Below are 22,701 nucleotides of genomic sequence, written 5' to 3' on the forward strand. Positions count from 1 at the left end.
AAGAGTATATAACCAAAACTTTCCATAAGTTAAACGAAATACCCAAAGACTCCCTATGAAATAAGGTCCAAAAGCAAAAGCTAATCCATTATTAGCTATCGTTTTAATACCACCCTTTGCTTTCCACCAGTTTCGAGGAGCACCTATTAGGTATTCTGTTAAAATAATTATAGATGAAAACAGTGTGACAGGTAGATATTTAAAAAATGACTTTTTTGGGAGAAAAAAACAGTGCCCCATGATATTAAAATCAATCCTTATAGTTAAATTCCTGCTAACAAACAAGAACTCTTTGGATTTAATTACCAGTAAAATAAAGGATATCTATATCGATATAAAAAAGGTAGATATCAATCCAGAAAAGGGTGTTTAACTTGGTGAAAAAAGGAATTATTTTATTACTTACACTTATTTTATTATTAGTTTTAGTATCTTGTGGATTGGCCAATTCTCAGAGTTCTAAAGAAGAAAATGTAGAGGAAATGCTAATCGCAGATAAAGAGCAAGAAAATGTAAAAGATGCACGAATAGAAGGAACTAAGTTAGAAAATGCAGATATAGATAGTGAGCAAGAGGCCGATACAAGAGAAACTACAACTGAAAAAGAAGATGATACAAAAACAGAAAACGACGACAGTTCTAAAGATACTGATAAGGAATCTACAGAAAGCACACCAACTGTTACAGTAAAAGTAGAGAAGAAGACTGAAAACAAATCAACTTCAACACCTACTCCTGCTCCAAAGAAGGATAGCATTACAACGAAAACAACAACTGCTACGGAATCTATCCCATTCCAAACTGTGTACCAAAATGATGCTAACTTAGAAAAGGGCAAACAAGTGGTAGCACAAAACGGTTCAAATGGAACAAAGACTATCACCTATAAAGAAACGTACACAAATGGAAGCCTAACATCTAAAAATGTGGTATCTTCAAGTGTAACGAAGCAACCTGTCAATAAAATCGTAAAAGTAGGTACGAAAGTGGTTCAAGCCGCTCCAACAACTCTTTCTGCATCTCAAGCTCATAGCATTTTGGGTGGTTCAGGAATGAGTAAATCAGGAAACTTCTACAGCCTAGAAGGTGGCGGTGCTTATGGTGAGGTTATTGGAGTGCAAGTTGATGGCGTTGGCGTAAGTATGATTCGTTACAACGGTACAGCTTATATCTCATACGGCACTTCAAAACAAGAATTGATTGAAATTCTTGGGCCAGAAGAAGGTGCGAAAGAATATGAATACGGACTATCTGAAAGAAGAAAAATAGAAAAAGCGGTACGAGCTGCGGCGAATGCGGTATATGGTAGTGGAACAGCAAAAGCGAACTCTCTATACATCCAAATCATAAACAGTACTAGCTTTGGCCAAAACTTCTAATCTCTATTCGACCCGATCCTTCTCCTTCGAGAGAGGGATTATCTTTTTTAAATTTTGATATTATAAAAGTTAGTACATTTCATAAGTCTTTGTGATGTTAAATATTTAAAAGTATCTTAAACAGACCTATAACTTCGCTAACAAAAGTTTTTGAAGAATTGTACTTAAACTATAGGGTGCGATACTTTAATAAAGAAGGATCGCTTTTTTCTTTAGGCAAATACCAGATAATGGATTAAACTTTAATTTTTATAGTTTTTTGTACCTCGCAAAAACAATGGACTTGCATAAGAATATTAAAACAGTGTTTTTAGGAGGTGCAAAAACCGTGAGTATTATCGTTGTTCCAAAAGATTTCCCCACAATACAAGCAGCTGTCACAGCTGCACAGCCAGGGGATTTAATCTATGTGAAAAAAGGAAAGTATCAAGAGAGTGTCAATGTTGCATCAAAAAATACTTTAGTTATTCTTGCTGAAGAAGGTGTAGTACTTGATGGGGATGATATACTTCTATTCGGGTTTAACGTTACAAATAGTACCTTTATAGAAATCGAGGGGTTTAAAATCCAAGATTATTTGGAAATTGGAATAAGAATAGAGGACAGTGCTGTAGTTTCCTCTGTAAATAATAATATTAATAACATAGGTATAGATGGGATTTTACTTCAAGGGGTAGGTGATCATTTTATTTGGAAAAATAAGCTTTGTAAAATGGGGCAAAATGGTATTAATATAAATGCTGCTTTTAATCATATAATTGATAATATGATTGAGAACGCAGGAACTAATGGTATAAATCTAAATGGACAACAGGACCTGATATTTCATAACGTTATCTGTAACGTAGGGAATGAAGGTATTAGTGGTCAAGTCAGTTTGGGACGAATCATTAATAATAAAATCTCTAACACAAAAGTAAATGGTATGACCATATCCGGTACCAATAACATAGTTTCTGACAATACTGTTAAAGATAGTGAAGGGAATGGGTTAGTAATAGAAGGTGCCTTAACACCTAACGGATTTAATTTCATTGAAAAAAACATTTCATCCAAAAATGAAAAAGATGGTATAAAGGTCAATCAAGATAATAATTTCATCATTAGAAATACAACAAAAAAGAACGGTGATGGCGGAATAGATTTAAACTCTAATAACAATGAAGTTGTTGAGAATGTTGCCTGTAATAATGACGATGACGACATAGATAATGATGGTGTGAACAATCAGTTTTATAGGAATAAAGTATGTGATGGATAGTTTTGATGACGATAAACAAAACCACGCCGACTAAAGCAGAGATGACAGCAGTAGTTAACATTTGAAAAAGAAGGAATAGACCGTTTACTAATTTAAAGTGGCGGTCCTTTTAGGAGTATCTAGGTTAGCCTTATGTGCATTAAGTAAATATATACTTGATTCCCTTATTCAGCTAACGGGTGCGATAGTCCAAGAAGGATTATCGATTATTTTTGTTGAAGTTATTAAGCTAATGGAGCAGTTTAGTTGAAGTAAGAATACCCTTTTTTAAACTCTCAAAAGCTTTGTCCAACATTTTTGAAACAAGTTGATAAACAGGGCGTTTTTCTATGTTATAAGCAATGATTTCTCCATTGTATAAATCTAGAACAGGGGACAAATATAGTTTCTCTCCATGTAGGTGGAATTCTGTTACATCCGTTACCCACTTCTCGTTTGGTTTTGATGCTTTAAAATCACGCTGCAAAATATTAGGAGCAGTTTTCCCCACCTTTCCACGGTAAGAACGATATTTTTTCATGCGTACAGGCATTTTAATCCCATTTCTTTCATCAAGCGACGGACTGTTTTATGATTTATTTTTAAGCCCTGATTGCGTAATTCCAAAGTAATCCGACGATATCCATATCGCCCTTGATGTTCATCAAAAATCTCCTGAATTAACTCTTTAACTTCCTTTTACTTATCTGGACGATCCATTTGTTTTCCCCAATAATAATATGTACTGCGCTTAATGCGAGCGACTTTTACAAGGTCGATAACTTTAAAATCATGCCTTAATTCATAAATTACTTGCGCTTTGTCTTGTTTTGTAATTTTTCCTTTTCTTGAACTAAGGCTCTCAACTTTTTTAAATAGGCATTCTCCATGCGTAAACGCTCAATTTCGGCTCGTAACGCCTCTTCTGTTCCTTCTACAGGTTGAGGTTTATTAGTGTCTTTTTCCATTTGTGGACGCCCCTTTTTTATTGAAAACAAGGCGTCTACCCCCATAAGTTCTAGTGTTTGTTTCCATTTTAAATAGTCGATGGAGCTGGAATGTTAAAAGTCGCAGCTGTCTCATAAATAGACGTCTTATTTTCACTCATGTAATTTAATACGTCTAGTTTAAACTGTCCAGTATACTTTGTATAGGAATTTGTCAGGCCTTCCAATCCATGATTTCTATATTGAAAAACCCATTTTTGTATCGTTGAGTAGGCAGTATTCATTGTTTTATCTATATATTAATACCCACCCTCACCATTTAGATATCTTTGTACCGCATTAAACTTTTCTTCTAATGTAAATTTAGCCATATAAAAAACTGCTCCTCCAATTGTTAGTTTTTGTGTCTAACAATTGGGGTGCAGTTCAAAGAGGCGGCACTTTTTTCATTATATTTTTCTGATTCAAATCCTAGTAAGACTACATATCCCAAAAGTCATTTATAGATTAGTAGGAGTGGTCAGTTAATTTTGGAGAACAGAACCAAAACATAGAGCCACTATTGCTGCTATGTATGTGACACCTGAAAAACGAAGAATCGAAGTTGGCAAAGGGCTGATGTTGGAGGCTATCATGAAAGCTTCAGAATTTGATGGAAATGAACAAATCTATTTATCTGTCAATGCAAGCAACGAACTGGCCCGGAATCTTTATCAACGACTTGGCTTCAAACCTTATGGGATTGATAAACGATCTTTAAAGATAAATGGAACCTATTTTGACGAAGAACTGAAGGCTTTATTTTTATAAAAACAACCTAACTCCGTAATGGGAAAAACACATCTTCGAATATTAATTCACAAGAATATTCAAAAAACGCAAGTGAAAATCACTTGCGTTCCATTCATTTTGGAGTACAGATTGCATATGCGAATAAGTTTCCTGACTCGGAAGGATGGGCATTGTGAGCTACCACAACCCAAGCAGATTCTGATGGATAACTCATTTTAATTTGCAAGTCCCCTTGACGACTGCTGCCCAGAAATCCGCCCGACAACACTTTCTCTCCACTTCCACACCTAGCCAAAACTGTCTCCCAACTCTGACTATTAACTACTTTCGATGCATCATATCTACTTAATTGGAGGGATGAAGCTGGCCCTGGTGGTCCCTGTAGCCCTTGGAGTCCAGTGTCACCTTTTGGCCCTTGAGGCCCCATTGGACCGGTATCACCTTTCAGTCCCTGATTGCCGGTAGCACCGGTGTCACCTTTATCACCCTTGGGCCCTTGAGTGCCAGTAGCACCGATTTCACCTTTATCACCTTTCGGTCCCTGAGGCCCAATAGCACCAGTATCCCCCTTATCTCCCTTAGGGCCAATCTGGTTCCAGCTAATTTTCGTTTCTTTTTTACCACAATCTCCTGTGTCACTTACCACTGTGATTTTGCCATTATGCCAGTCTACACAAGCGTAGTAAACTGTGTTGTTTTCTTCGGCCGAGGCAGTGACAATCGAGGAGATAAGGATAGCGGCCGAAATGATTAGAATATTGCGTATACTTATGGATTTCTTTAATCGTGCCATGCTTTCCCTCCTATTTTTTGTACTTAATAAAGAATATGGTATAGTGTAAAGTTAAATACCATATCATTCATGCGACATTTACTCACATAAATACTTGTGAGATATTTTTTGTTTCTTTTTAACCGAAAATGCTGATAAAAATAAGTGAATTGGCTAAGGTGGCACAGGGGTCTTCCATTTATTATTTATATAGTCACCAATGATAAAACTTTCCTAAAGCATAAGATGTTCCTGAGTGAAGAGTTCAAACGAAAAAGTGGGCACCCTCAATGTTTTGAGAGTAGCAGTAAACCTAAAAAATAAAGATTTTAATTTTGAGAAACTGCATAAATCTTATGTCGGACTACCAACTTTGGAAGGCTTCTTAAAAGAAATTCAAAACAAAGTGTCTGTTATTGTCTTTGGTGATGAAGAAGATGTAAAAACTCTTTCTCAAGATCACAAGCTGTTTATTTCAAATGCAATTCTGCAGGCTATTGCAGATGAGTACATTAATGTTTAGAAACAGTACGAAGGAACGTTGGAATTCGAAGCAGTCAAGATTAAAGATGTTTTCGAGAAGAGAATTCAACGCAAGTATGTTATTGATTCGAATAGCAACAAGGAGAATGGAATTTCTCAAAAAGACTTAACTGAAACCAGAATCTTCGAGGATATCGATAAACTTGACTGGTATGCTTATACAGATAACTTTGGTACAAGCGAGGAAAAAATAGTAGTTAGAACCATCAAACAACACATGGCTGAGCTTGAAACAAAACTAACTGATATCTATTTGCTTCGTAATGAGAAAGCAATAAGAATTTATAGTTTTGATAAAGGTAATGCTTTCGAGCCAGACTTTGTCATGTTTGCAATTGATGCGGAAACTGGTAATGTTTCTTGGCAATTCTTTATTGAGCCGAAAGGAAGTCAATTTCTAGATTCAAATGGGCAATTCGACAATGGTAAAGAGGGTTGGAAACAAGCTTTTCTGAAGCAAATTAAGGAAAAAGATGAAGATGGCCTTTTAGTTGATGATGATCATTATCGTATCGTTGGCCTTCCATTTTACAATCATGACCGCACAAAAGAAGCTTTTCTCGATGAATTAAGGACGTCCACTTAATATCTCGGAACAAGTGAAAATTAAAGCTAGTCATTCTGTTCAAGAAAGCCTCTTTGATGACCACGAGGATCTTACGCTGGTTGCCGAAGATGATCCGGAACAAAAATAATTAATTGAATTTCGTCGACCTTAAGTAAGGTGCTACTGACAAATCAAAATCCCTGCCGCTCACAACTGAGTAGCGGGGATTTTTCTATTCTCTGACCAATTCCATGCTGTCGGTGATATCGCAACAAGCGCCTCACAGATGCGAAGAAGATATGGTAAAGAAGAATAATATATCGGCATTCATACTGGGTGCTTTTTCTTTTGACTAAAATAAAGATTGGGGGTAGCACGATGAAACCAAAAATTGGATATCCGCAGCCTAAGTATTAATTTTTCCTTGCATACCACATGGATAGCGTAATTTTCATGGAGAAATCTTGGGGGCAAGTTGGGGGCAAAATCAAACATACTGCCCCCAATTACATCTGTTAGAATCATAAACTTGAAAAATTAAATCCTATTATATCAACTTCACTTAACCAAAACTGTTATAATCAGATTCACTTTCCTACCTTGACAGGGTAGAGTTCAAATACAAAGAAAACTTTAACCAAAGCGTAATGAAAACCTTAACCAAATCTCATGTTTTCAGATTTAATATATAGTTTTTCATTGACTCTAGTAGATTATTGTGGTTAACTTATCCCATAAATAAAAGACGAATTTGGATTAAGCACTCTTTTTGTAAAACCCTTATCCACCAATCAATGAGCAAATGCTAAAAGTGATGATGATGCAAATGGGTATGAAACCATCTCAGAAGAAGATCAATCAAATGCTAAAAGCTATGAACGGTCAAATGGACAAGCAATAAAAAACATTTGATTTAACTTTCTAGAATTCACAAAGACCGCTTTTTTACTGGAAAAAGATTCAGTTGAAAGGTGGTCTTTTTGTGTTAATGGAAGATGTTATATTTATAATTGTCAAGCTAATGGTGGGTTAGGAGAATCGTATAAGTAACGATGTAAAATAATGCAATAGCCATAGCTAGCATTCAGCTTTGTACAGGATAATGATTCATATTTGTATCGTCAATATTTGGACAAAATAACTCTAATAACAATGGATTATTAGGGGAGATGCAAATTTGGAAATAATCTTTCGTGCACTTATTGTGTTTACAGCAGGATACTTGTTGTTAAGGGTAACAGGAAAAAAGGCTGTATCTCAAATGCATTCTTTCGATTTATTGTATATATTTGTTTTAACAAATATTATTAGTATGCCTGTAGAGGATGATAATATTGGAAAAGCCTTAACATATGCTGTTATAATTGTAATTTTTTATAAAGTATTAATTCGTTTATCCTTACATAACAAATTAAGGTGGATTCTATATGAAAGACCTACAGTTTTAATTCGTAATGGGGATATTGACCGAAAAGGGCTAAAAAAAGTAAGGATGCCAATGAATGAGTTTTTATCACATTTAAGGGTTAAGGGATATACGGATACGCAAAATATTGCCATGGCTTCTATGGAGGAAACGGGGAGTATCAGCGTTATCCCCAAATCAGAATATCGTCCAGTTCAGCCCAATGATTTACTTTTAAGGATTAAGAAAGAGTATGTTCCTATTCCACTAATAATGGATGGTCAAATTATTTACCATAATTTAAAATATCTACAATTAAAGCAAAGCTGGCTCATCAAAGAGGTAGAAAAGGCGGGGGAAAATGTTGAAAACATTATATTAGCCACCTATTCTGAAAATGGAGAGTTATTTATCGACAACAATGACATACAAAATCATAAAAATGATCCTCATTACTACGAGCCAGGAAAAGATAATTAACATACTTTTCAGAATGAAGGACCCGAATAAAGAAGGGTCCTTTTTTTATATTCGATTATAAATCCCTTTGGTCGACGTTTAACTCAATTAAATTTCCATCAGGGTCGGCACAGAAAATTTGAGCAAATCCGCTAACACTATCTGGTTTTTCGAGTACTGTTACATTATGCATTGAAAGCCAATTAAGGGTGTCATAATAATTTTCAACTCTTAATGCGAAATGACCCTCACGGCTGCTGATGCTTTTATCCTTTCGAATCGTTTGGGATTCTGGAAGGACAATTAAATGTAATTGTTGATTACCAACCTCATACCAAGCACCAGGGAAATCAAAATTTGGTCGTTCAATTTCTTGTAAACAGAGAATATTGCTATAAAAATCCTTCGCTTTTTCAAGATTCGTTACTGTTATACTCACATGATGAAGCTCCTTATACTTGATCATCTACTTTCACCTCAATTAATAATTCTAAGGATAATTATAGTGGATAGTTTGGAAAAATATAATGATTTTTGATTATTTATTACAAAGAGATTGGCTCCATCTTCCTACTATTATAAAAATTTGGTAAACTATTATAGCACTTATTTCGTCATTCGGAGGAAAAAGGGATGAAAATCTTTCAGGATTTAATGTGGTTTTTTAAACAAGAAAAAAAATCATATATTACGGGTATTTTCTTATTGTTAATTGTTGCTTTGCTGGAGCTTGTTCCACCCAAAGTAATTGGTATGACCGTAGATTTTATAGCACAAGGAACACTAACGAAAGAAATATTATTTAAATGGCTGGCCATTTTGTTCGTAACGGCATGTACTGTTTATATCGTTCGGTTCTTTTGGAGAATCATGATTTTTGGTTCATCTGTAAAATTAGCGAGATTACTAAGGAATCGGCTATATGAGCATTTTACGAAAATGTCTCAGAACTTTTTTCAAAAGAGACGAATTGGCGACTTGATGGCCCATTCAACGAATGACTTACAGGCGATTCAGCAAACGGCTGGATCAGGTGTACTAACGTTAGTCGACTCACTTGCTACAGGTGGATTCGTACTTTTAACAATGGCCTTTACTATAAACTGGAAGCTCACCTTAATCTGTCTGATTCCATTACCGTTTATGGCTCTATCAACTAACTATTATGGAACACTATTACATAGACATTTTCACAAGGCACAGGAAGCATTCTCAAGCCTAAATGATAAAGTTCAGGAGAGCGTCAGTGGAATAAAAGTCATTAAAACCTTTGGTCAAGAAGAGGAAGATATTGAATCATTCCGTAAACAGTCAGAGGATGTGGTTCAAAAAAATCTTTCCGTTGCAAGGGTCGATGCGCTGTACGATCCAACGATTTCATTAATCGTAGGAATCTCTTTCTTTTTAGCCATTGTTTTTGGTTCTAGATATGTATTTGCAGGAGAAATGACGCTCGGAGAATTAGTGACGTTCACGACTTATTTAGGGCTGCTTATATGGCCGTTGCTCGCTTTTGGTTGGCTATTTAATATCGTGGAGCGGGGAAGAGCATCCTATGACCGTGTCTCAAGTCTTCTTGCTGAACCAATGGAAATAGTAGATTGTGAGAATGCAAGCGAAATGACTCCAACTGGTGATATTGAGTATTCCATTTCTCAATTTTCTTACCCAGGGGACTCAAAACAAATGCTTGAGGGGATCTATTTTAACTTAAAACGGGGGCAAACACTTGGGATAGTTGGAAAAACGGGGGCAGGCAAAACGACATTGTTAAAATTACTCATTCGTGAAATAGAAGGTTATGAAGGTCATATTATCATTGGTGAAAAAGAGATTAAAGCCTATACATTAGATGCACTGCGTAAAGGAATCGGTTATGTTCCGCAGGATCATTTTCTTTTTTCTGCAACGGTTGCGGATAATATTGCATTTGCTAAGCCCGATGCATCTATGAGAGAAATAATAGAGGCAGCAAAGCTTGCCAATATTCATGAGGATATTTTACAGTTCACTGATGGATATGAAACGGTCGTTGGGGAGCGAGGAGTATCATTATCAGGAGGACAAAAGCAACGAATTTCGATTGCCAGGGCACTATTAATCAACCCGGAAATTTTAATTCTTGATGATTCGTTATCGGCGGTTGATGCAAAGACGGAAGAGGAAATTTTACGTGCCCTGCGAGAGAATAGAGAAGGAAAAACAACGTTCATTACGTCACATCGTTTAAGTGCGATTCAGCACGCAAATCACATTCTCGTACTTGAAGATGGTAGGATCGCTCAGCATGGTACACACGATGAGCTTATGGAAGAAGAAGGATGGTATCGTGATATGTATCATCGCCAACAGCTTGAATCACTTGTTGAGCACGGAGGGTAAAGCATGAACAATATGTCAAAAAAAGAACAAAGGCGTACGATAATAAGACTCCTATCTTATACAAAATCTTATACAAAAGAATTCATATTTGCATTTGTGTTGCTATTAATAGCAACTCTAGCAGACATTGTTGGTCCGATCTTAATTAAAATATTTATTGATGACTATTTAACGCCACGCTATCTCCCAATTCAACCATTAGTATACTTAGGGGCAATTTACCTTTTTATTCATATTACAAAGGTGATTCTTCAGTATATTCAACTCGTGAAGTTTCAGGAAATAGCCTTGAAAATTATTCGTGAAATGAGAATAGAGGTTTTCACCAAGGTACACAGGTTAGGGTTGAAATATTTTGATAAAACACCAGGTGGAAGCATTGTGTCCAGGGTAACGAATGATACGGAGGCAATTAAGGATATGTTTGTCGAGGTTGTCGCTACGTTCGTGCAAAATGGTGTGTTTTTAATCGGTGTTTTTATTGCGATGTTCTATCTGAACGTTCAACTGGCACTTTTTTGTTTGGTGTTAATTCCGATTTTATTTATATTGATGCAAACATATCGAAAATTCAGCTCAAAATATTACCATGATATGAGGGAAAGACTTAGTCAACTGAATGCAAAACTTAATGAATCACTTCAAGGTATGGCAATCATCCAGGTATTCCGTCAAGAAAAAAGACTGCGACGTGAATTTGCAGAGATCAATGATGCCCATTATCAAGCGGGAATTAAAAATATAAAGCTTGATGGACTGCTATTAAGACCAGCCGTTGATTTTATATACATCGTGACGATTATTTTAGTGTTAAGCTTTTTTGGAATATCTGCACTTGAAAGCCCGATAGAAATAGGGGTCCTTTATGCTTTTGTAAATTATCTGGAGCGATTTTTCGAGCCTGTGAATCATATGATGATGCGTTTATCGCTACTTCAACAGGCAGTAGTTGCTTCACAGCGGGTTTTCGAACTTCTTGATCATGATGAATTGGCACCTCAAACGGTGGGGGATGAAAACCCATCGATTGTAGAAGGAGAAATTGAATTTAAAAATGTTAGCTTTTCCTATGATGGACGGCGAGATGTCTTAAAAAATATCTCGTTTACCGCTAAAAAAGGAGAAACCGTCGCACTAGTCGGACATACAGGGAGTGGAAAAAGTTCCATCATTAATTTATTAATGAGATTTTATGAAATTGAACGTGGAGATATTTTAATTGATGGACATTCCATTCATTCCTATGAAAATAACGAACTACGCCAAAAAATAGGACTCGTGCTTCAGGATCCATTCTTATTTGTCGGGACGATAAAGGAAAATCTTCGTTTAAACAATCCGGATATTACGGATCAGGATATCGAAGAGGCAGCTAAATTCGTTCAAGCCGATCAGTTTATTAATAAACTGGAAGGTGGCTACGATTATCAGGTAGTTGAACGCGGCTCCACCTTTTCAAGTGGTCAAAGACAGCTATTGGCATTTGCACGTACAATCGTAACTAATCCGAAAGTTTTAGTTCTTGATGAAGCTACTGCAAATATCGATACGGAAACAGAGGAAGAAATTCAAAAGGCGCTTGAAAGAATGAGGCAGGGAAGAACAACAATTGCCATTGCCCACCGTTTGTCGACGATTCAAGATGCTAATTTAATATTAGTATTGCATCAAGGGGAAATCGTTGAAAGAGGAACACATCAGGAGTTATTAGCACAAAAGGGATTATATTATAAAATGTTCTTACTACAGAATGGTAGTGTAGATCATGTTGAAAAAGCTGTCATGTAAAAAAAAGCCCTCTCATGAATTTGAGAGGCTTTTCTGTGTTCTTCCTGTATTATATTGATTTAAAAGATGATCTAAATCTTGGCTTACTTGAATGGTGGCCGTAGCGGTAAAACCGTGTTTCAAGACAATTTCAACCAGTTCCGTTCTTTTTTGTTCAATTTTTAGTAGAAGTTGTTCTTTAGACACAAGGTAAAACCCCTTCGTTCGTTTTTTATGTTCATTATGGACAAGTTAATTTATAGTATAACATATAATGGTAAATGGTAGGTAAGGAACTTCTTTGGAAATATATTCAATTCGTAAATAACCGTATGACACAAAACGTTCATATTAAAAATTATGAATATGATTGTATATTTGCTAGAATGGTAATGAATCATCAATTTTTAGGAGTTGTTAAAATGGCAGATGTAAATGTGTTCCTTGCTTTTGGTGCCGGATTTTTATCCTTCATCTCACCATGTTGTTTACCGTTATATCCTGCATTTTTATCGTATATAACAGGAGCATCTGTTAGCGAACTAAAATCAGATAATGCAATGTTGCAAAAACGGAGTATTTTACATACGATTTTCTTTTTAATTGGATTTTCGATTATTTTTGTGATGCTTGGCTTTGGAACATCCTTCTTAGGTCAAATTTTTAGTGATTATAAAGATTTAATTCGTCAAATCGGAGCCATTTTTATTATTTTCTTTGGTCTTTTTATACTTGGAATTATTAAACCAAAGTTCTTAATGAGGGATCGGAAAATCGAATTCAAACATCGTCCAGCAGGATATGCCGGTTCCGTTTTTATCGGAATGGCATTCGCTGCAGGTTGGACACCATGTATGGGACCCATTTTAATGTCTGTTATCGCGCTTGCGGGAACAAATCCAGATTCGGCCATGCTTTATATGGTAATGTATTCCTTAGGATTCTCGATTCCATTCCTAGTGCTTTCATTTTTTATTGGACGCCTACAATGGATTCGAAGCAACAGTATAAAGATAGTAAAAATTGGTGGATATGCAATGATTATTATGGGAGTTATACTGTATTTTGACTGGATGACAAAAATAATTGCATATGCAACTGCACTCTTTGGAGGATTTACGGGTTTTTAGTCGAATAAGTTACCAGACAAGTGTTTTTCAAGGAGGACCAGTACATTGGCTAGAATTTTAGTAGTGGATGATGCGAAATTTATGCGACTTACGCTCACAGACATATTAGTTAAAGCAGATCATGAAGTGGTTTCTGAAGCTGAAAATGGACTTGAAGCTGTTGAGAAATACAAAGAAACAAGACCAGATCTAGTGACAATGGATATTACTATGCCGGAAATGAATGGCATTGATGCTGTTAAAAGGATTAAAGAATTTGACCCCAAGGCACGTATTATCATGTGTTCTGCGATGGGGCAGCAAAAAATGGTCGTGGATGCAATCTCAGCTGGCGCAAAGGATTATATTGTAAAACCGTTCGATGAAAGCAGGGTTGTTGAAGCGATTAATAGAGTGTTAAATTAAGTGTAAACCCATTTAAGAAAATCATCTTAAATGGGTTTCGTTTGGATATATATTAAATTTTTAGACGATTAGTAAAAGGACTGATTTATTTGGTTATTGCATCTTCGATTGTCGCAATTATGATGGCGATCTTCGTAACCTTTTTAAGAACAAAGTCTTCTCAAAAACCTGCATCTGTAAAAAAAATCATATTACCACCTGTTTTTATGAGTACAGGAGCACTGATGTTCGTACATCCGATGTTCCGTGTAACGCCACTTGAAATTTTAGAGGCTGTGGTCATTGGGATGCTTTTTTCCATCCTATTAATTAAAACTTCCTCATTTGAAATAAGAGACAATGAAATCTATCTAAAAAGGTCAAAAGCATTTATTTATATTTTAGTAGGGTTGTTGGCCATACGGCTTGTATTAAAATCGGTATTAAGTACAACCATTGATTTTGGAGCATTAAGTGGGATGTTCTGGATTCTTGCTTTCGCGATGATTGTCCCATGGCGGATTGCGATGTATGTAAAGTATAAAAAACTTGCGTCAACTCTATAAAACACTCGGCATTTTTGCCGAGTGTTTTTAAAATAGGTCATGATAAGGTGTTATATCTATTTGTTTTTCTTTTAATGTCTTTACTAAAAATTTATGATCCCGCTTCGGAGTGGCGATGATATACCCTCGAACAACTAAATCCTGCGTAATCTGTTTTGCTTTTTCAGATAATGCAAGTTCTCCAATTTTACCAGCGATTTTTTGTCTGGCCACATCACGGAAAAGTTCTGGAACAGGTTGTACTAAATCCTCTAATAATGCCTTCTGATCGCTTGGCCACATATGCCGGGTTTGTTCTATGTAATAATCCTGCCAATCTAAATCTGACATTCCATCTTCCTTTGGAAGCTTCTTCAAAAATTTTCGGAACATAAAAAAGCCGCCAATTGCTAGAAGTGTAATGAATAAGAATACCCAAATTAAAATAAACCATAAAAACCATCCAGATAACTGCTGCATGAAAATGTTCACCTCAATGGTTCATTATACCTTATTATGAGTTAGTTTTGTAATAAGAAAATGATCAATTATTAAAACATAGATTGTCATATATTTCTCATTGAATGGGAACTATACGGATATGAAAAAGATCCTATTTTTGACGTGTTTATTTATTTTTATAATCGATTTAGCACATGGAGATGCTGAAGAACTAGTACGTGTTCGACTTAAAAATTATGTGGGGGATGCTCAAGAGATACAGATAAAATTTACAGGTGATTATTTTACCTTGGATCCGACTATATCATTGCAAGAAGGAGTGAACTACAGGTTATATGTTAAAAACGGGAAATTATATCTAAAAGGAGGAGAGGTAAATCAACAGGTCGATACCAGCTTTTTATTAATCCCTCGAAGTTATAATGAGGATCACCTTATTTTTATCAATGAACGTCCATACTTAGGTGCGATGGAGTTTCAAATAGAAAATAACCATTTTGTTCGTCCAGTTAACCAGCTTCCTTTAGAAGATTATTTAAAAGGAGTTGTCCCGCTCGAGGTGTTTCCTTCCTGGAACATTGAAGCCCTAAAAGCTCAGGCACTTGCTGCAAGAACCTATGCTGTATCTCATCTGAAAGAAGACATGGACGACACAACTTTCTATCAAGTGTATGGTGGTTATGCATGGAATGTACGAACAACGAAGGCGGTTGAAGCTACCAAGGGACAGGTAATCACATATAAAAAGAAACTAATTGATGCTTTTTATTCGGCAAGTAACGGTGGAAAAACTGAGAGTAATAAGAATGTGTGGGGAGGAGAAAGTAGGTCATTTTATCCTATAAAGGAAGATCCTTTTGACCCAATACACCCTTGGGAATTTTCATTATCCAAAACACAAATAAACCTTGAAAACGTTGATTGGGAGTCTGTTGATGCATGGGAGACACTCCAGGAAAAGGACAAGGAGATAACAGCTGTCATGAAAAGATCGATTAATCGACAAGGCTACCCTGGAGAAATTGCGATTCTTTCCATTCCAAAATTTGAAGTAAATCCTGAAAAATATAAATCGAACCGCTCTATGACAGGTTCCATAGAAGTTGAATTTTTACAAAGATTGATTGATGGAACTGTCCTTTTAGGGGAAATTTCGCTTGAAGATGTGAACTTAAATCGAATCCGACCGATGATTGGTGGCACAATTTTTAAAAGCTACTATATTGATTCACTCGAATCTGATGATATGAAATATGTGATGAAAGGAAGAGGCTATGGACATGGAGTCGGGATGAGTCAATGGGGAGCAAGTATGATGGGGGATAAAGGAAAAACATATGAAGAAATTATTCGATTTTATTTTCCTGAAACAACGATTTCGAATTATGAAGAAGTTTCAAATTAGAAAGGGTCCTGTAGCTTTTACAGGACTTTTATTTTTATCTTGTTTTTTTTCTTTTTGCGTTTACTATTTTTTTTGATGTGTATTTCAAGAATATCATTTCGAAAGAGTGCCTCTATTTTCTTTTTTTCTAATTCAAAGGGAAGGGTAACCATTCTTTCGGTTAATATTGTGTCATTAGGGGGATTTTCGCAATTTGTTAGCTGGATATGGAAGGTATCGTGATTGACATTTAGTCGGATTTGCTCAGGAAGATATCCTGATAATTCAGCCTCGATAATGTATTCATTTTGTGTCTCAAACAAATCAATTCGAAATTGATAATCATCTAATAGATACGGGTCTTCAAGAAATTGTTTCATCCAGTCCTCCATTCCATTTAAGGAAAGAGGATTTGAATTATCGAAATTATTCATGTACTAAAGCCTCCATATAATCCTAATATGTATGATATTCAAAAAGAAGCCTGTTCGTGATAGAAAACGCAGAATTGGGACAATCGGTTGTAAAGTTAGGTGCAATCATGTAAAAATAGACATACATATGCAAGCAATTTGGAGGAATCGGTATGAAACAAAGTTTACACCTACTTCCTGCTATCCATGAACTTCAAGCCCATCCATCCTTTGGGGAGAATCTTACGTTTCATCATGTGGAGAAGGATTACTTAACAAGTGTATTACGCGATGTAGTTGCAAAAATTCGAAGTGACATCATGAATGGAGATTGGGATAACGGGGTTACATCTAAGGAAGAAATGATGGCTTTTATCTTTCAAGAGGGGAAAAAGGAAATAGTAACCAGAACGAAATACTACTTAACAAAAACGATCAATGCAACAGGGACGGTTTTACATACAAATTTGGGTCGAGCAAGACTTAGTGACGAAGCTATTCAACATGTTGTCGATATCTCTACAGGGTTTTCCAATCTAGAATATGACATTGATGAAGGAAAGCGGGGTTCCCGTCATTCCATTGTAGAGTCCCTGCTAACGGAATTAACAGGAGCCGAGAGTGCAATGGTTGTTAATAATAATGCAGCCGCAGTCTTTCTTGTCTTGCGTGCCTTAGCTAAGAGCCAAGAGGTAATTGTTTCTCGTGGGCAATTAGTGGAAATAGGCGGCTCATTTCGAATATCTGCAATCATGGAAGAAAGCGGCGCAAGGCTCGTTGAGGTTGGAACAACCAATAAAACACATCTAGAAGATTATGAGAATGCAATAACAGCTGAAACCGCAATGATTCTAAAAGTACATACTAGTAATTTTAAGACAATTGGATTTACGAAAACGATTGATGTTTCTGAATTAATCACACTCAAGAAGAAGAAAGACAATCTTGTGATTTATGAAGATCTTGGAAGCGGGGTTCTATACGATTTTAAACAGCTTGGAATTGGGGATGAACCTGTAATTAAAGAAATTTTGGAACAAGGTGTTGATCTCGTATCATTTAGTGGGGATAAGCTTCTTGGCGGACCACAAGCGGGTATAATTGTTGGGAAAAAAGAGTTGATGAACCAATTAAAAAAGCACCAACTCGCTCGCGTTTTACGTGTTGACAAAATGACATATGCTGCACTTGAAGCAACTTTAATTTCCTATTTAAAAGGTAAATACTCTGATATACCGGTAATACGAGACATCATCGTTCCAAAGGAGGAAATCAAGGAACGCTGTCTGCATTTTAAAAAATATTTATTAGAAAAGACCAATCAATTTACAATCGAAATAACTAAGGATGGTTCACCTATCGGTGGCGGTACAATGCCAGGGGTAGAGGTACCAACTTATATCGTTTGTATAAGGCATCGTAAAAAATCTGCAGAGGCTATGGCGACTCAATTACGTCAACATTCCACACCAATCATTGTACGGATTAAAAATAATGAAGTCATTCTTGACTTTCGGACAATTGGAAATGAAGAAATGGGCGAAATCGTAAAAGCTTTTACATGGATAGGATAAAAAGCCGCACGGCTTTTTATCCTCAACTTCAAATTACATATCGTGTCCTGGGTTATTATTTTGTCTGGAATGGTTGCGGTTTTTCACTTTTTTCGAACCACTTAGAGGCTGTGGTTGACTTCCGGTGCTTTGCCCACCGTTTGCTCGAATATCCTTAAATGTGTTTTTTTCACCCATGTTTGATCCCTCCCTTAAGTATTAGGATAGTGTTTTTCCACATTTTTATGCGATGTAGAACTGAATGATTTTTTGGAAAAAAGGTAAGCTATAATTGCACGAATTACCTTAAGGGAGTTGAAAAAATGCCATATCATAAGGACAAACAGCAGGCCTTCCAAGCTGCACAACAAGGAACAGAACAAGCAAAAGATGTTTATGCAAATATCGTCAACAATGACCCCGACTATGGTGCCCATTTAAAACGATTGAAGAATGAGGTTAATGAAGCCTATCAACAAATTGAGAATGCCTTGGAAGTGGCATCAGAGCACCAAAAATCCCAACTACAGCAGTTTCAACAGGATTTACAATCGATTATGAATGAAGTGAACGAATAAAAACAAGCCCGCCAAAAAGCGGGCCCTCCATAGATGATTTATTGATTTTTCTTTCGCTTTTTATTGTTTTGTCGTTGTTCCGCCGTTAATGGCTCATTTGCAAATTCCTCATTATAACCCGCTCCAACACCTTGCGCACTTGCATCGTTCATTCCAGGTCGAACATGATTAGCTTTACGTTTCGACATTCTTTTCACCTCCGAACTTATTTTATTCTTTTTTCTATAAATTATCCTTCTGTGTGATAAGTAAAACTTATAGAGTATAATAACAATCTTGTTATTTACTTATGTATATAGTTATATTAATATATGTATTGTAAGGGATTTAATGGGAAGAGTTTTAAAATCTCTTAAATTTCGACAATTATGTAAAATTGCGTTATTATTTAAACAAAGGGGGTATACATATGGCAAAGCATGATGTATTTAACGCCCGTTCTTCATTTGAAGCAAACGGCAAAAAGTATAACTATTATAGCTTACAAGCATTAGAAGATGCTAAAATTGGTAACGTTTCAAAATTGCCATATTCCATTAAGGTTCTTTTAGAATCAGTATTACGTCAAGTTGATGGAAGAGTCATTACAAAAGAGCATGTTGAGAACTTAGCAAAATGGGGAACTGATGAATTACAAGAGGTTGATGTACCATTCAAACCATCACGTGTTATTCTTCAAGACTTCACAGGGGTACCTGCTGTTGTTGATTTAGCTTCACTACGTAAAGCAATGGCTGACATGGGTGGAGATCCACAAAAAATCAACCCAGAGATTCCAGTAGATTTAGTAATCGACCACTCTGTACAAGTTGATAGAGCAGGTACACTTGATGCTTTAAAATTTAATATGGACCTAGAATTTGAACGTAATGCAGAACGTTATAAGTTCTTAAGTTGGGCTCAAAAAGCATTTGACAACTACCGTGCTGTACCACCAGCAACTGGTATCGTTCACCAAGTTAACCTTGAATATTTAGCAAACGTTGTTCATGCAGTTGAAGGTGAAAACGGTGAATTTGAAGCATTTCCTGATACACTTGTAGGTACTGACTCTCATACCACAATGATTAACGGTATCGGTGTACTTGGATGGGGTGTTGGAGGAATTGAAGCTGAAGCGGGTATGCTCGGTCAACCTTCTTATTTCCCAGTACCTGAAGTTATCGGTGTAAAATTAGTAGGTACTTTACCAAACGGTACAACTGCTACTGACTTAGCACTTAAAGTAACTCAAGTATTACGTCAAAAGGGTGTTGTTGGCAAATTCGTTGAATTCTTTGGTCCTGGGGTTTCTCAGCTTCCACTTGCAGACCGCGCTACTATTTCTAACATGGCTCCAGAATATGGTGCTACATGTGGATTCTTCCCAGTAGACAACGAAGCTTTAGAATATCTTCGTCTAACTGGCCGTGATGAAGAGCAAGTTAAAGTTGTAGAAGAATATTCAAAAGCTAACGGCTTATTCTATACAGCAGATGCTGAAGATCCAACTTTCACGGATGTTGTTGAAATCAATCTTTCAGAAATCGAAGCAAATCTCTCTGGTCCGAAGCGTCCACAAGATTTAATTCCACTTTCAAAAATGAAAGAAGCATACCAAACAGCATTAACTGCAACTGGTAACCAAGGCTACGGTTTAACTCCTGAAGAAATTAACAAGGAAATCACTGTAAAATTCAACGATGGTGAAGAAGTTCAAATGAAAACTGGTGACATTGCAATCGCAGCAATCACAAGTTGTACAAATACTTCAAACCCATATGTAATGTTAGGTGCAGGTCTTGTTGCAAAGAAAGCAGTTGAAAAAGGTCTAGAGGTTCCAAAATATGTAAAAACATCTTTAGCGCCTGGTTCTAAGGTTGTTACTGGTTATTTAGAAGATTCAGGTTTACTACCATACCTAGAAAAGCTTGGCTTTAGTACAGTTGGTTATGGATGTACAACATGTATCGGAAACTCAGGCCCATTAGCTCCTGAAATTGAAAAAGCAGTTGCTGAAAATGATCTAGTTATCACTTCTGTTCTTTCTGGTAACCGTAACTTTGAAGGACGTATTCACCCACTAGTGAAAGGTAACTACCTTGCATCACCACCACTTGTAGTGGCATACGCTTTAGCTGGTACTGTTGACATCGATCTTGAAAAAGAACCAATCGGTAAAGATAAAGACGGTAACGATGTCTTCTTTAACGAAATCTGGCCAACTGCAGAAGAAGTAAAAGCCGAAGTTAAAAAGACTGTTACACCTGAACTATTCAGAAAAGAATACGAGCGTGTATTTGATGATAACGAGCGTTGGAACGCAATTGAAAGCACGGATGAAGCACTGTATGTGTGGGATGAAGAGTCAACATATATTCAAAACCCACCATTCTTTGAAGGTTTATCTAAAGAGCCAGGTGAAGTTAAGCCACTTAGTGGTTTACGTGTAGTTGGTAAGTTCGGTGATTCCGTAACGACTGACCATATCTCACCAGCAGGTTCAATTGGTAAAGATACACCGGCAGGTAAATACCTACAGGAAAAAGGTGTAACACCACGTGACTTCAACTCATATGGTTCACGTCGTGGTAACGACCGTGTCATGACAAGAGGAACTTTCGCGAATATTCGTATCCGCAACCAAATCGCTCCTGGGACAGAAGGTGGATGGACTACTTACTGGCCAACAGGAGAAGTGATGTCTATCTATGATGCATGTATGAAATACAAGCAAGATGGAACTGGCCTAGCTGTTATCGCTGGTAACGACTATGGTATGGGATCATCACGTGACTGGGCTGCAAAAGGAACAAACCTGCTTGGCATTAAAACAGTCATTGCTGAAAGCTTCGAGCGTATTCACCGTAGTAACCTTGTATTAATGGGTGTACTTCCATTACAATTCAAACAAGGTGAAAATGCTGAAACACTTGGTCTAACTGGCAAAGAAGCAATCGAAGTTCAAATTGACGAAAACGTTAAACCACGTGACTATGTAAAAGTTACAGCTACTGATGAAGAAGGAAATAAGAAAGAATTTGATGTACTAGTTCGTTTCGATAGTGAAGTTGAAATTGATTACTATCGTCATGGCGGTATTCTTCAAATGGTACTTCGTGAAAAAATGAAGGGTTAAATAGAAAGGCGGAAGCGACCGTTCAACGACGTACGGACTGGACTGAACCTGGAGGAGATAAAGGAAACACGATGAACATAGTGAATCGATGTTGACTAATCGTACAGAAGGTGAAGGAAGTCTCGCTAGTCGTTGGGAGCTGAAACTAGACATAACCTATGTTTTTAAGGGCAGTTTTGTGGAGTTCACAAAACTGCCTTTTAATTTTTTTCTTTTATATGGATAAATAGGTATAATGAAACTAGGTATATTATATGGTTGAAATTTTACGGAGGATTTAAATCGTGAAAAAAATTATCATTGCGGCCATTCTAATAGGTTTAGTAGGATATGCTGTTTTCGAATTTGTTCAGGATCAGAAAAGAGGGGTAACCGGTATTGAAATTGGAAATACAGCACCTGATTTTGAACTTCAATTATTAAATGATGAAAACGAGACGATTCGTTTATCCGATTTAAAGGGTAAGAAGGTTGTTGTAAACTTCTGGGCATCATGGTGTAAGCCATGTCGTGAAGAAATGCCTGAGATCCAAACGTTTTATGAAAATAAAAGTGATGATGTGGAGGTCCTAGCAGTCAACATGACAGCTTCAGAAGTTAAGGCAGAAAATGCACATACATTTGTTGAAGGAAAGGGCTATACATTTCCACTATTAGTCGATCCTAAAAACCAAGCAAGTAGTGATTATCAGGTTTTAGGATTACCCGAGACATTTTTCATAAATTCTGACGGAACAATTAATGATTATGTTAAAGGTCAAATGGACTTAGAAATGCTGGAAAACAAGGTCCAGAAATTAAAGTAAGTAAAAAGAACCAATTTTAATTTGGTTCTTTTTTTATGTCCTTTTTTACCAAAATTCGACTTTTTAAAGAATTTTAAATAAATTTTCGAAAATTT

At 36.4% G+C, this 22,701-nt stretch carries 22 protein-coding genes and 3 pseudogenes; 17 read left to right on the forward strand and 8 right to left on the reverse strand.

Annotated features, from left to right (window positions below):
* Nucleotides 1-377 precede the first annotated feature (377 nt).
* Nucleotides 378-1,379, forward strand: coding sequence for a G5 domain-containing protein (locus tag V7138_RS24220; RefSeq protein ID WP_335402480.1), 1,002 nt, complete (start codon nt 378-380; stop codon nt 1,377-1,379).
* Between the two features lie 328 nt (nt 1,380-1,707).
* Entirely contained in the window at nt 1,708-2,640 is a 933-nt protein-coding gene (locus tag V7138_RS24225) for a right-handed parallel beta-helix repeat-containing protein (RefSeq protein WP_335402482.1), read from the forward strand.
* A gap of 268 nt (nt 2,641-2,908) precedes the next feature.
* On the opposite strand, the pseudogene V7138_RS24230 reads toward V7138_RS24225, so the two are convergent.
* A pseudogene (locus V7138_RS24230) lies at nt 2,909-3,937 on the reverse strand (IS3 family transposase); the annotation flags it as partial.
* A gap of 175 nt (nt 3,938-4,112) precedes the next feature.
* On the opposite strand from V7138_RS24230, the pseudogene V7138_RS24235 reads away from it, so the two are divergent.
* Nucleotides 4,113-4,376: pseudogene (locus tag V7138_RS24235) on the forward strand (GNAT family N-acetyltransferase); the annotation flags it as partial.
* 94 nt (nt 4,377-4,470) lie between these two features.
* Here V7138_RS24235 and V7138_RS24240 read toward each other — a convergent pair.
* Nucleotides 4,471-5,004, reverse strand: coding sequence for a hypothetical protein (locus tag V7138_RS24240; protein WP_335402484.1), 534 nt, complete (start codon nt 5,002-5,004; stop codon nt 4,471-4,473).
* 382 nt (nt 5,005-5,386) lie between these two features.
* On the opposite strand from V7138_RS24240, the gene V7138_RS24245 reads away from it, so the two are divergent.
* The 4 genes and pseudogenes from V7138_RS24245 (at nt 5,387) to V7138_RS24260 (ending at nt 8,105) form a co-directional block, all read left to right on the forward strand.
* Nucleotides 5,387-5,653, forward strand: a complete 267-nt coding sequence (locus tag V7138_RS24245) for a hypothetical protein (protein ID WP_335402486.1) — start codon at nt 5,387-5,389, stop codon at nt 5,651-5,653.
* Nucleotides 5,654-5,671: 18 nt separating this feature from the next.
* The gene (locus V7138_RS24250; RefSeq protein ID WP_335402488.1) at nt 5,672-6,259 is read left to right on the forward strand and encodes a hypothetical protein; all 588 of its coding nucleotides are present in this window, start codon (nt 5,672-5,674) and stop codon (nt 6,257-6,259) included.
* Nucleotides 6,260-7,004: 745 nt separating this feature from the next.
* Nucleotides 7,005-7,121: pseudogene (locus V7138_RS24255) on the forward strand (YneF family protein); the annotation flags it as partial.
* A gap of 276 nt (nt 7,122-7,397) precedes the next feature.
* A complete protein-coding gene (locus tag V7138_RS24260) occupies nt 7,398-8,105 on the forward strand; it encodes a DUF421 domain-containing protein (protein ID WP_335402489.1) in 708 nt (235 codons plus the stop codon).
* Nucleotides 8,106-8,160: 55 nt separating this feature from the next.
* Here the strand turns inward: V7138_RS24260 and V7138_RS24265 are convergent, their stop codons facing one another.
* Nucleotides 8,161-8,550 carry a VOC family protein gene (locus tag V7138_RS24265; RefSeq protein WP_335402490.1) on the reverse strand — a complete coding sequence of 130 codons (390 nt, stop codon included), beginning with the start codon at nt 8,548-8,550 and terminating at the stop codon, nt 8,161-8,163.
* A gap of 167 nt (nt 8,551-8,717) precedes the next feature.
* On the opposite strand from V7138_RS24265, the gene V7138_RS24270 reads away from it, so the two are divergent.
* The gene (locus V7138_RS24270) at nt 8,718-10,466 is read left to right on the forward strand and encodes an ABC transporter transmembrane domain-containing protein (protein WP_335402492.1); all 1,749 of its coding nucleotides are present in this window, start codon (nt 8,718-8,720) and stop codon (nt 10,464-10,466) included.
* A gap of 3 nt (nt 10,467-10,469) precedes the next feature.
* Entirely contained in the window at nt 10,470-12,254 is a 1,785-nt protein-coding gene (locus tag V7138_RS24275) for an ABC transporter ATP-binding protein (RefSeq protein WP_335402493.1), read from the forward strand.
* A 12-nt stretch (nt 12,255-12,266) separates the two neighbouring features.
* Here the strand turns inward: V7138_RS24275 and V7138_RS24280 are convergent, their stop codons facing one another.
* The gene (locus V7138_RS24280) at nt 12,267-12,440 is read right to left on the reverse strand and encodes an aspartyl-phosphate phosphatase Spo0E family protein (protein WP_335402494.1); all 174 of its coding nucleotides are present in this window, start codon (nt 12,438-12,440) and stop codon (nt 12,267-12,269) included.
* Between the two features lie 215 nt (nt 12,441-12,655).
* On the opposite strand from V7138_RS24280, the gene V7138_RS24285 reads away from it, so the two are divergent.
* The 3 genes from V7138_RS24285 (at nt 12,656) to V7138_RS24295 (ending at nt 14,313) form a co-directional block, all read left to right on the forward strand.
* The gene (locus tag V7138_RS24285) at nt 12,656-13,363 is read left to right on the forward strand and encodes a cytochrome c biogenesis protein CcdA (RefSeq protein WP_335402496.1); all 708 of its coding nucleotides are present in this window, start codon (nt 12,656-12,658) and stop codon (nt 13,361-13,363) included.
* Between the two features lie 45 nt (nt 13,364-13,408).
* Nucleotides 13,409-13,768 carry a response regulator gene (locus tag V7138_RS24290; protein WP_335402497.1) on the forward strand — a complete coding sequence of 120 codons (360 nt, stop codon included), beginning with the start codon at nt 13,409-13,411 and terminating at the stop codon, nt 13,766-13,768.
* 119 nt (nt 13,769-13,887) lie between these two features.
* Nucleotides 13,888-14,313 (forward strand): CcdC family protein, encoded by a 426-nt coding sequence (locus V7138_RS24295; RefSeq protein WP_335402529.1) that lies wholly within the window; start codon nt 13,888-13,890, stop codon nt 14,311-14,313.
* Between the two features lie 27 nt (nt 14,314-14,340).
* On the opposite strand, the gene V7138_RS24300 is transcribed toward V7138_RS24295, so the two are convergent.
* Complete coding sequence (locus tag V7138_RS24300; RefSeq protein WP_335402499.1) at nt 14,341-14,772, reverse strand: DUF2621 domain-containing protein; 432 nt, start codon at nt 14,770-14,772, stop codon at nt 14,341-14,343.
* Between the two features lie 121 nt (nt 14,773-14,893).
* On the opposite strand from V7138_RS24300, the gene V7138_RS24305 reads away from it, so the two are divergent.
* Complete coding sequence (locus tag V7138_RS24305) at nt 14,894-16,159, forward strand: SpoIID/LytB domain-containing protein (protein ID WP_335402501.1); 1,266 nt, start codon at nt 14,894-14,896, stop codon at nt 16,157-16,159.
* Between the two features lie 17 nt (nt 16,160-16,176).
* Here V7138_RS24305 and V7138_RS24310 read toward each other — a convergent pair whose 3' ends face one another.
* On the reverse strand, nt 16,177-16,572 hold the full coding sequence (locus V7138_RS24310; RefSeq protein ID WP_335402503.1) for an Hsp20/alpha crystallin family protein: 396 nt from the start codon (nt 16,570-16,572) through the stop codon (nt 16,177-16,179).
* Nucleotides 16,573-16,724: 152 nt separating this feature from the next.
* Here V7138_RS24310 and selA point away from each other — a divergent pair, with 152 nt between their 5' ends.
* Nucleotides 16,725-18,125 (forward strand): L-seryl-tRNA(Sec) selenium transferase, encoded by a 1,401-nt coding sequence (selA, locus tag V7138_RS24315; protein ID WP_335402504.1) that lies wholly within the window; start codon nt 16,725-16,727, stop codon nt 18,123-18,125.
* A 33-nt stretch (nt 18,126-18,158) separates the two neighbouring features.
* Here the strand turns inward: selA and V7138_RS24320 are convergent, their stop codons facing one another.
* A complete protein-coding gene (locus V7138_RS24320) occupies nt 18,159-18,302 on the reverse strand; it encodes a small acid-soluble spore protein P (protein WP_116350483.1) in 144 nt (47 codons plus the stop codon).
* Nucleotides 18,303-18,427: 125 nt separating this feature from the next.
* Here V7138_RS24320 and V7138_RS24325 point away from each other — a divergent pair, with 125 nt between their 5' ends.
* A complete protein-coding gene (locus V7138_RS24325) occupies nt 18,428-18,682 on the forward strand; it encodes a hypothetical protein (protein ID WP_335402506.1) in 255 nt (84 codons plus the stop codon).
* Between the two features lie 38 nt (nt 18,683-18,720).
* On the opposite strand, the gene sspO is transcribed toward V7138_RS24325, so the two are convergent.
* Nucleotides 18,721-18,870 carry a small acid-soluble spore protein O gene (gene sspO, locus V7138_RS24330; RefSeq protein WP_057999856.1) on the reverse strand — a complete coding sequence of 50 codons (150 nt, stop codon included), beginning with the start codon at nt 18,868-18,870 and terminating at the stop codon, nt 18,721-18,723.
* Between the two features lie 221 nt (nt 18,871-19,091).
* On the opposite strand from sspO, the gene acnA reads away from it, so the two are divergent.
* Nucleotides 19,092-21,800, forward strand: coding sequence for an aconitate hydratase AcnA (gene acnA / locus V7138_RS24335; protein WP_335402507.1), 2,709 nt, complete (start codon nt 19,092-19,094; stop codon nt 21,798-21,800).
* A gap of 284 nt (nt 21,801-22,084) precedes the next feature.
* Nucleotides 22,085-22,606, forward strand: a complete 522-nt coding sequence (locus V7138_RS24340; RefSeq protein ID WP_335402508.1) for a TlpA family protein disulfide reductase — start codon at nt 22,085-22,087, stop codon at nt 22,604-22,606.
* Nucleotides 22,607-22,701: the final 95 nt, after the last annotated feature.

It is taken from the genome of Bacillus sp. JJ1533 (genome assembly GCF_036965045.1).
In the GTDB taxonomy this organism is placed as follows: domain Bacteria; phylum Bacillota; class Bacilli; order Bacillales; family Bacillaceae_L; genus Ferdinandcohnia.

What these genes read in the sequence shown, in the direction of transcription:
- V7138_RS24265 (WP_335402490.1), bottom strand. Translation starts at nt 8,550, where the DNA reads ATGATCAAGTATAAGGAGCTTCATCATGTGAGTATAACAGTAACGAAT.
- V7138_RS24270 (WP_335402492.1), top strand. Translation starts at nt 8,718, where the DNA reads ATGAAAATCTTTCAGGATTTAATGTGGTTTTTTAAACAAGAAAAAAAA.
- V7138_RS24275 (WP_335402493.1), top strand. Translation starts at nt 10,470, where the DNA reads ATGAACAATATGTCAAAAAAAGAACAAAGGCGTACGATAATAAGACTC.
- V7138_RS24285 (WP_335402496.1), top strand. Translation starts at nt 12,656, where the DNA reads ATGGCAGATGTAAATGTGTTCCTTGCTTTTGGTGCCGGATTTTTATCC.
- V7138_RS24295 (WP_335402529.1), top strand. Translation starts at nt 13,888, where the DNA reads ATGATGGCGATCTTCGTAACCTTTTTAAGAACAAAGTCTTCTCAAAAA.
- V7138_RS24300 (WP_335402499.1), bottom strand. Translation starts at nt 14,772, where the DNA reads ATGCAGCAGTTATCTGGATGGTTTTTATGGTTTATTTTAATTTGGGTA.
- V7138_RS24305 (WP_335402501.1), top strand. Translation starts at nt 14,894, where the DNA reads ATGAAAAAGATCCTATTTTTGACGTGTTTATTTATTTTTATAATCGAT.
- V7138_RS24310 (WP_335402503.1), bottom strand. Translation starts at nt 16,572, where the DNA reads ATGAATAATTTCGATAATTCAAATCCTCTTTCCTTAAATGGAATGGAG.
- selA (WP_335402504.1), top strand. Translation starts at nt 16,725, where the DNA reads ATGAAACAAAGTTTACACCTACTTCCTGCTATCCATGAACTTCAAGCC.
- V7138_RS24320 (WP_116350483.1), bottom strand. Translation starts at nt 18,302, where the DNA reads ATGGGTGAAAAAAACACATTTAAGGATATTCGAGCAAACGGTGGGCAA.
- V7138_RS24325 (WP_335402506.1), top strand. Translation starts at nt 18,428, where the DNA reads ATGCCATATCATAAGGACAAACAGCAGGCCTTCCAAGCTGCACAACAA.
- sspO (WP_057999856.1), bottom strand. Translation starts at nt 18,870, where the DNA reads ATGTCGAAACGTAAAGCTAATCATGTTCGACCTGGAATGAACGATGCA.
- acnA (WP_335402507.1), top strand. Translation starts at nt 19,092, where the DNA reads ATGGCAAAGCATGATGTATTTAACGCCCGTTCTTCATTTGAAGCAAAC.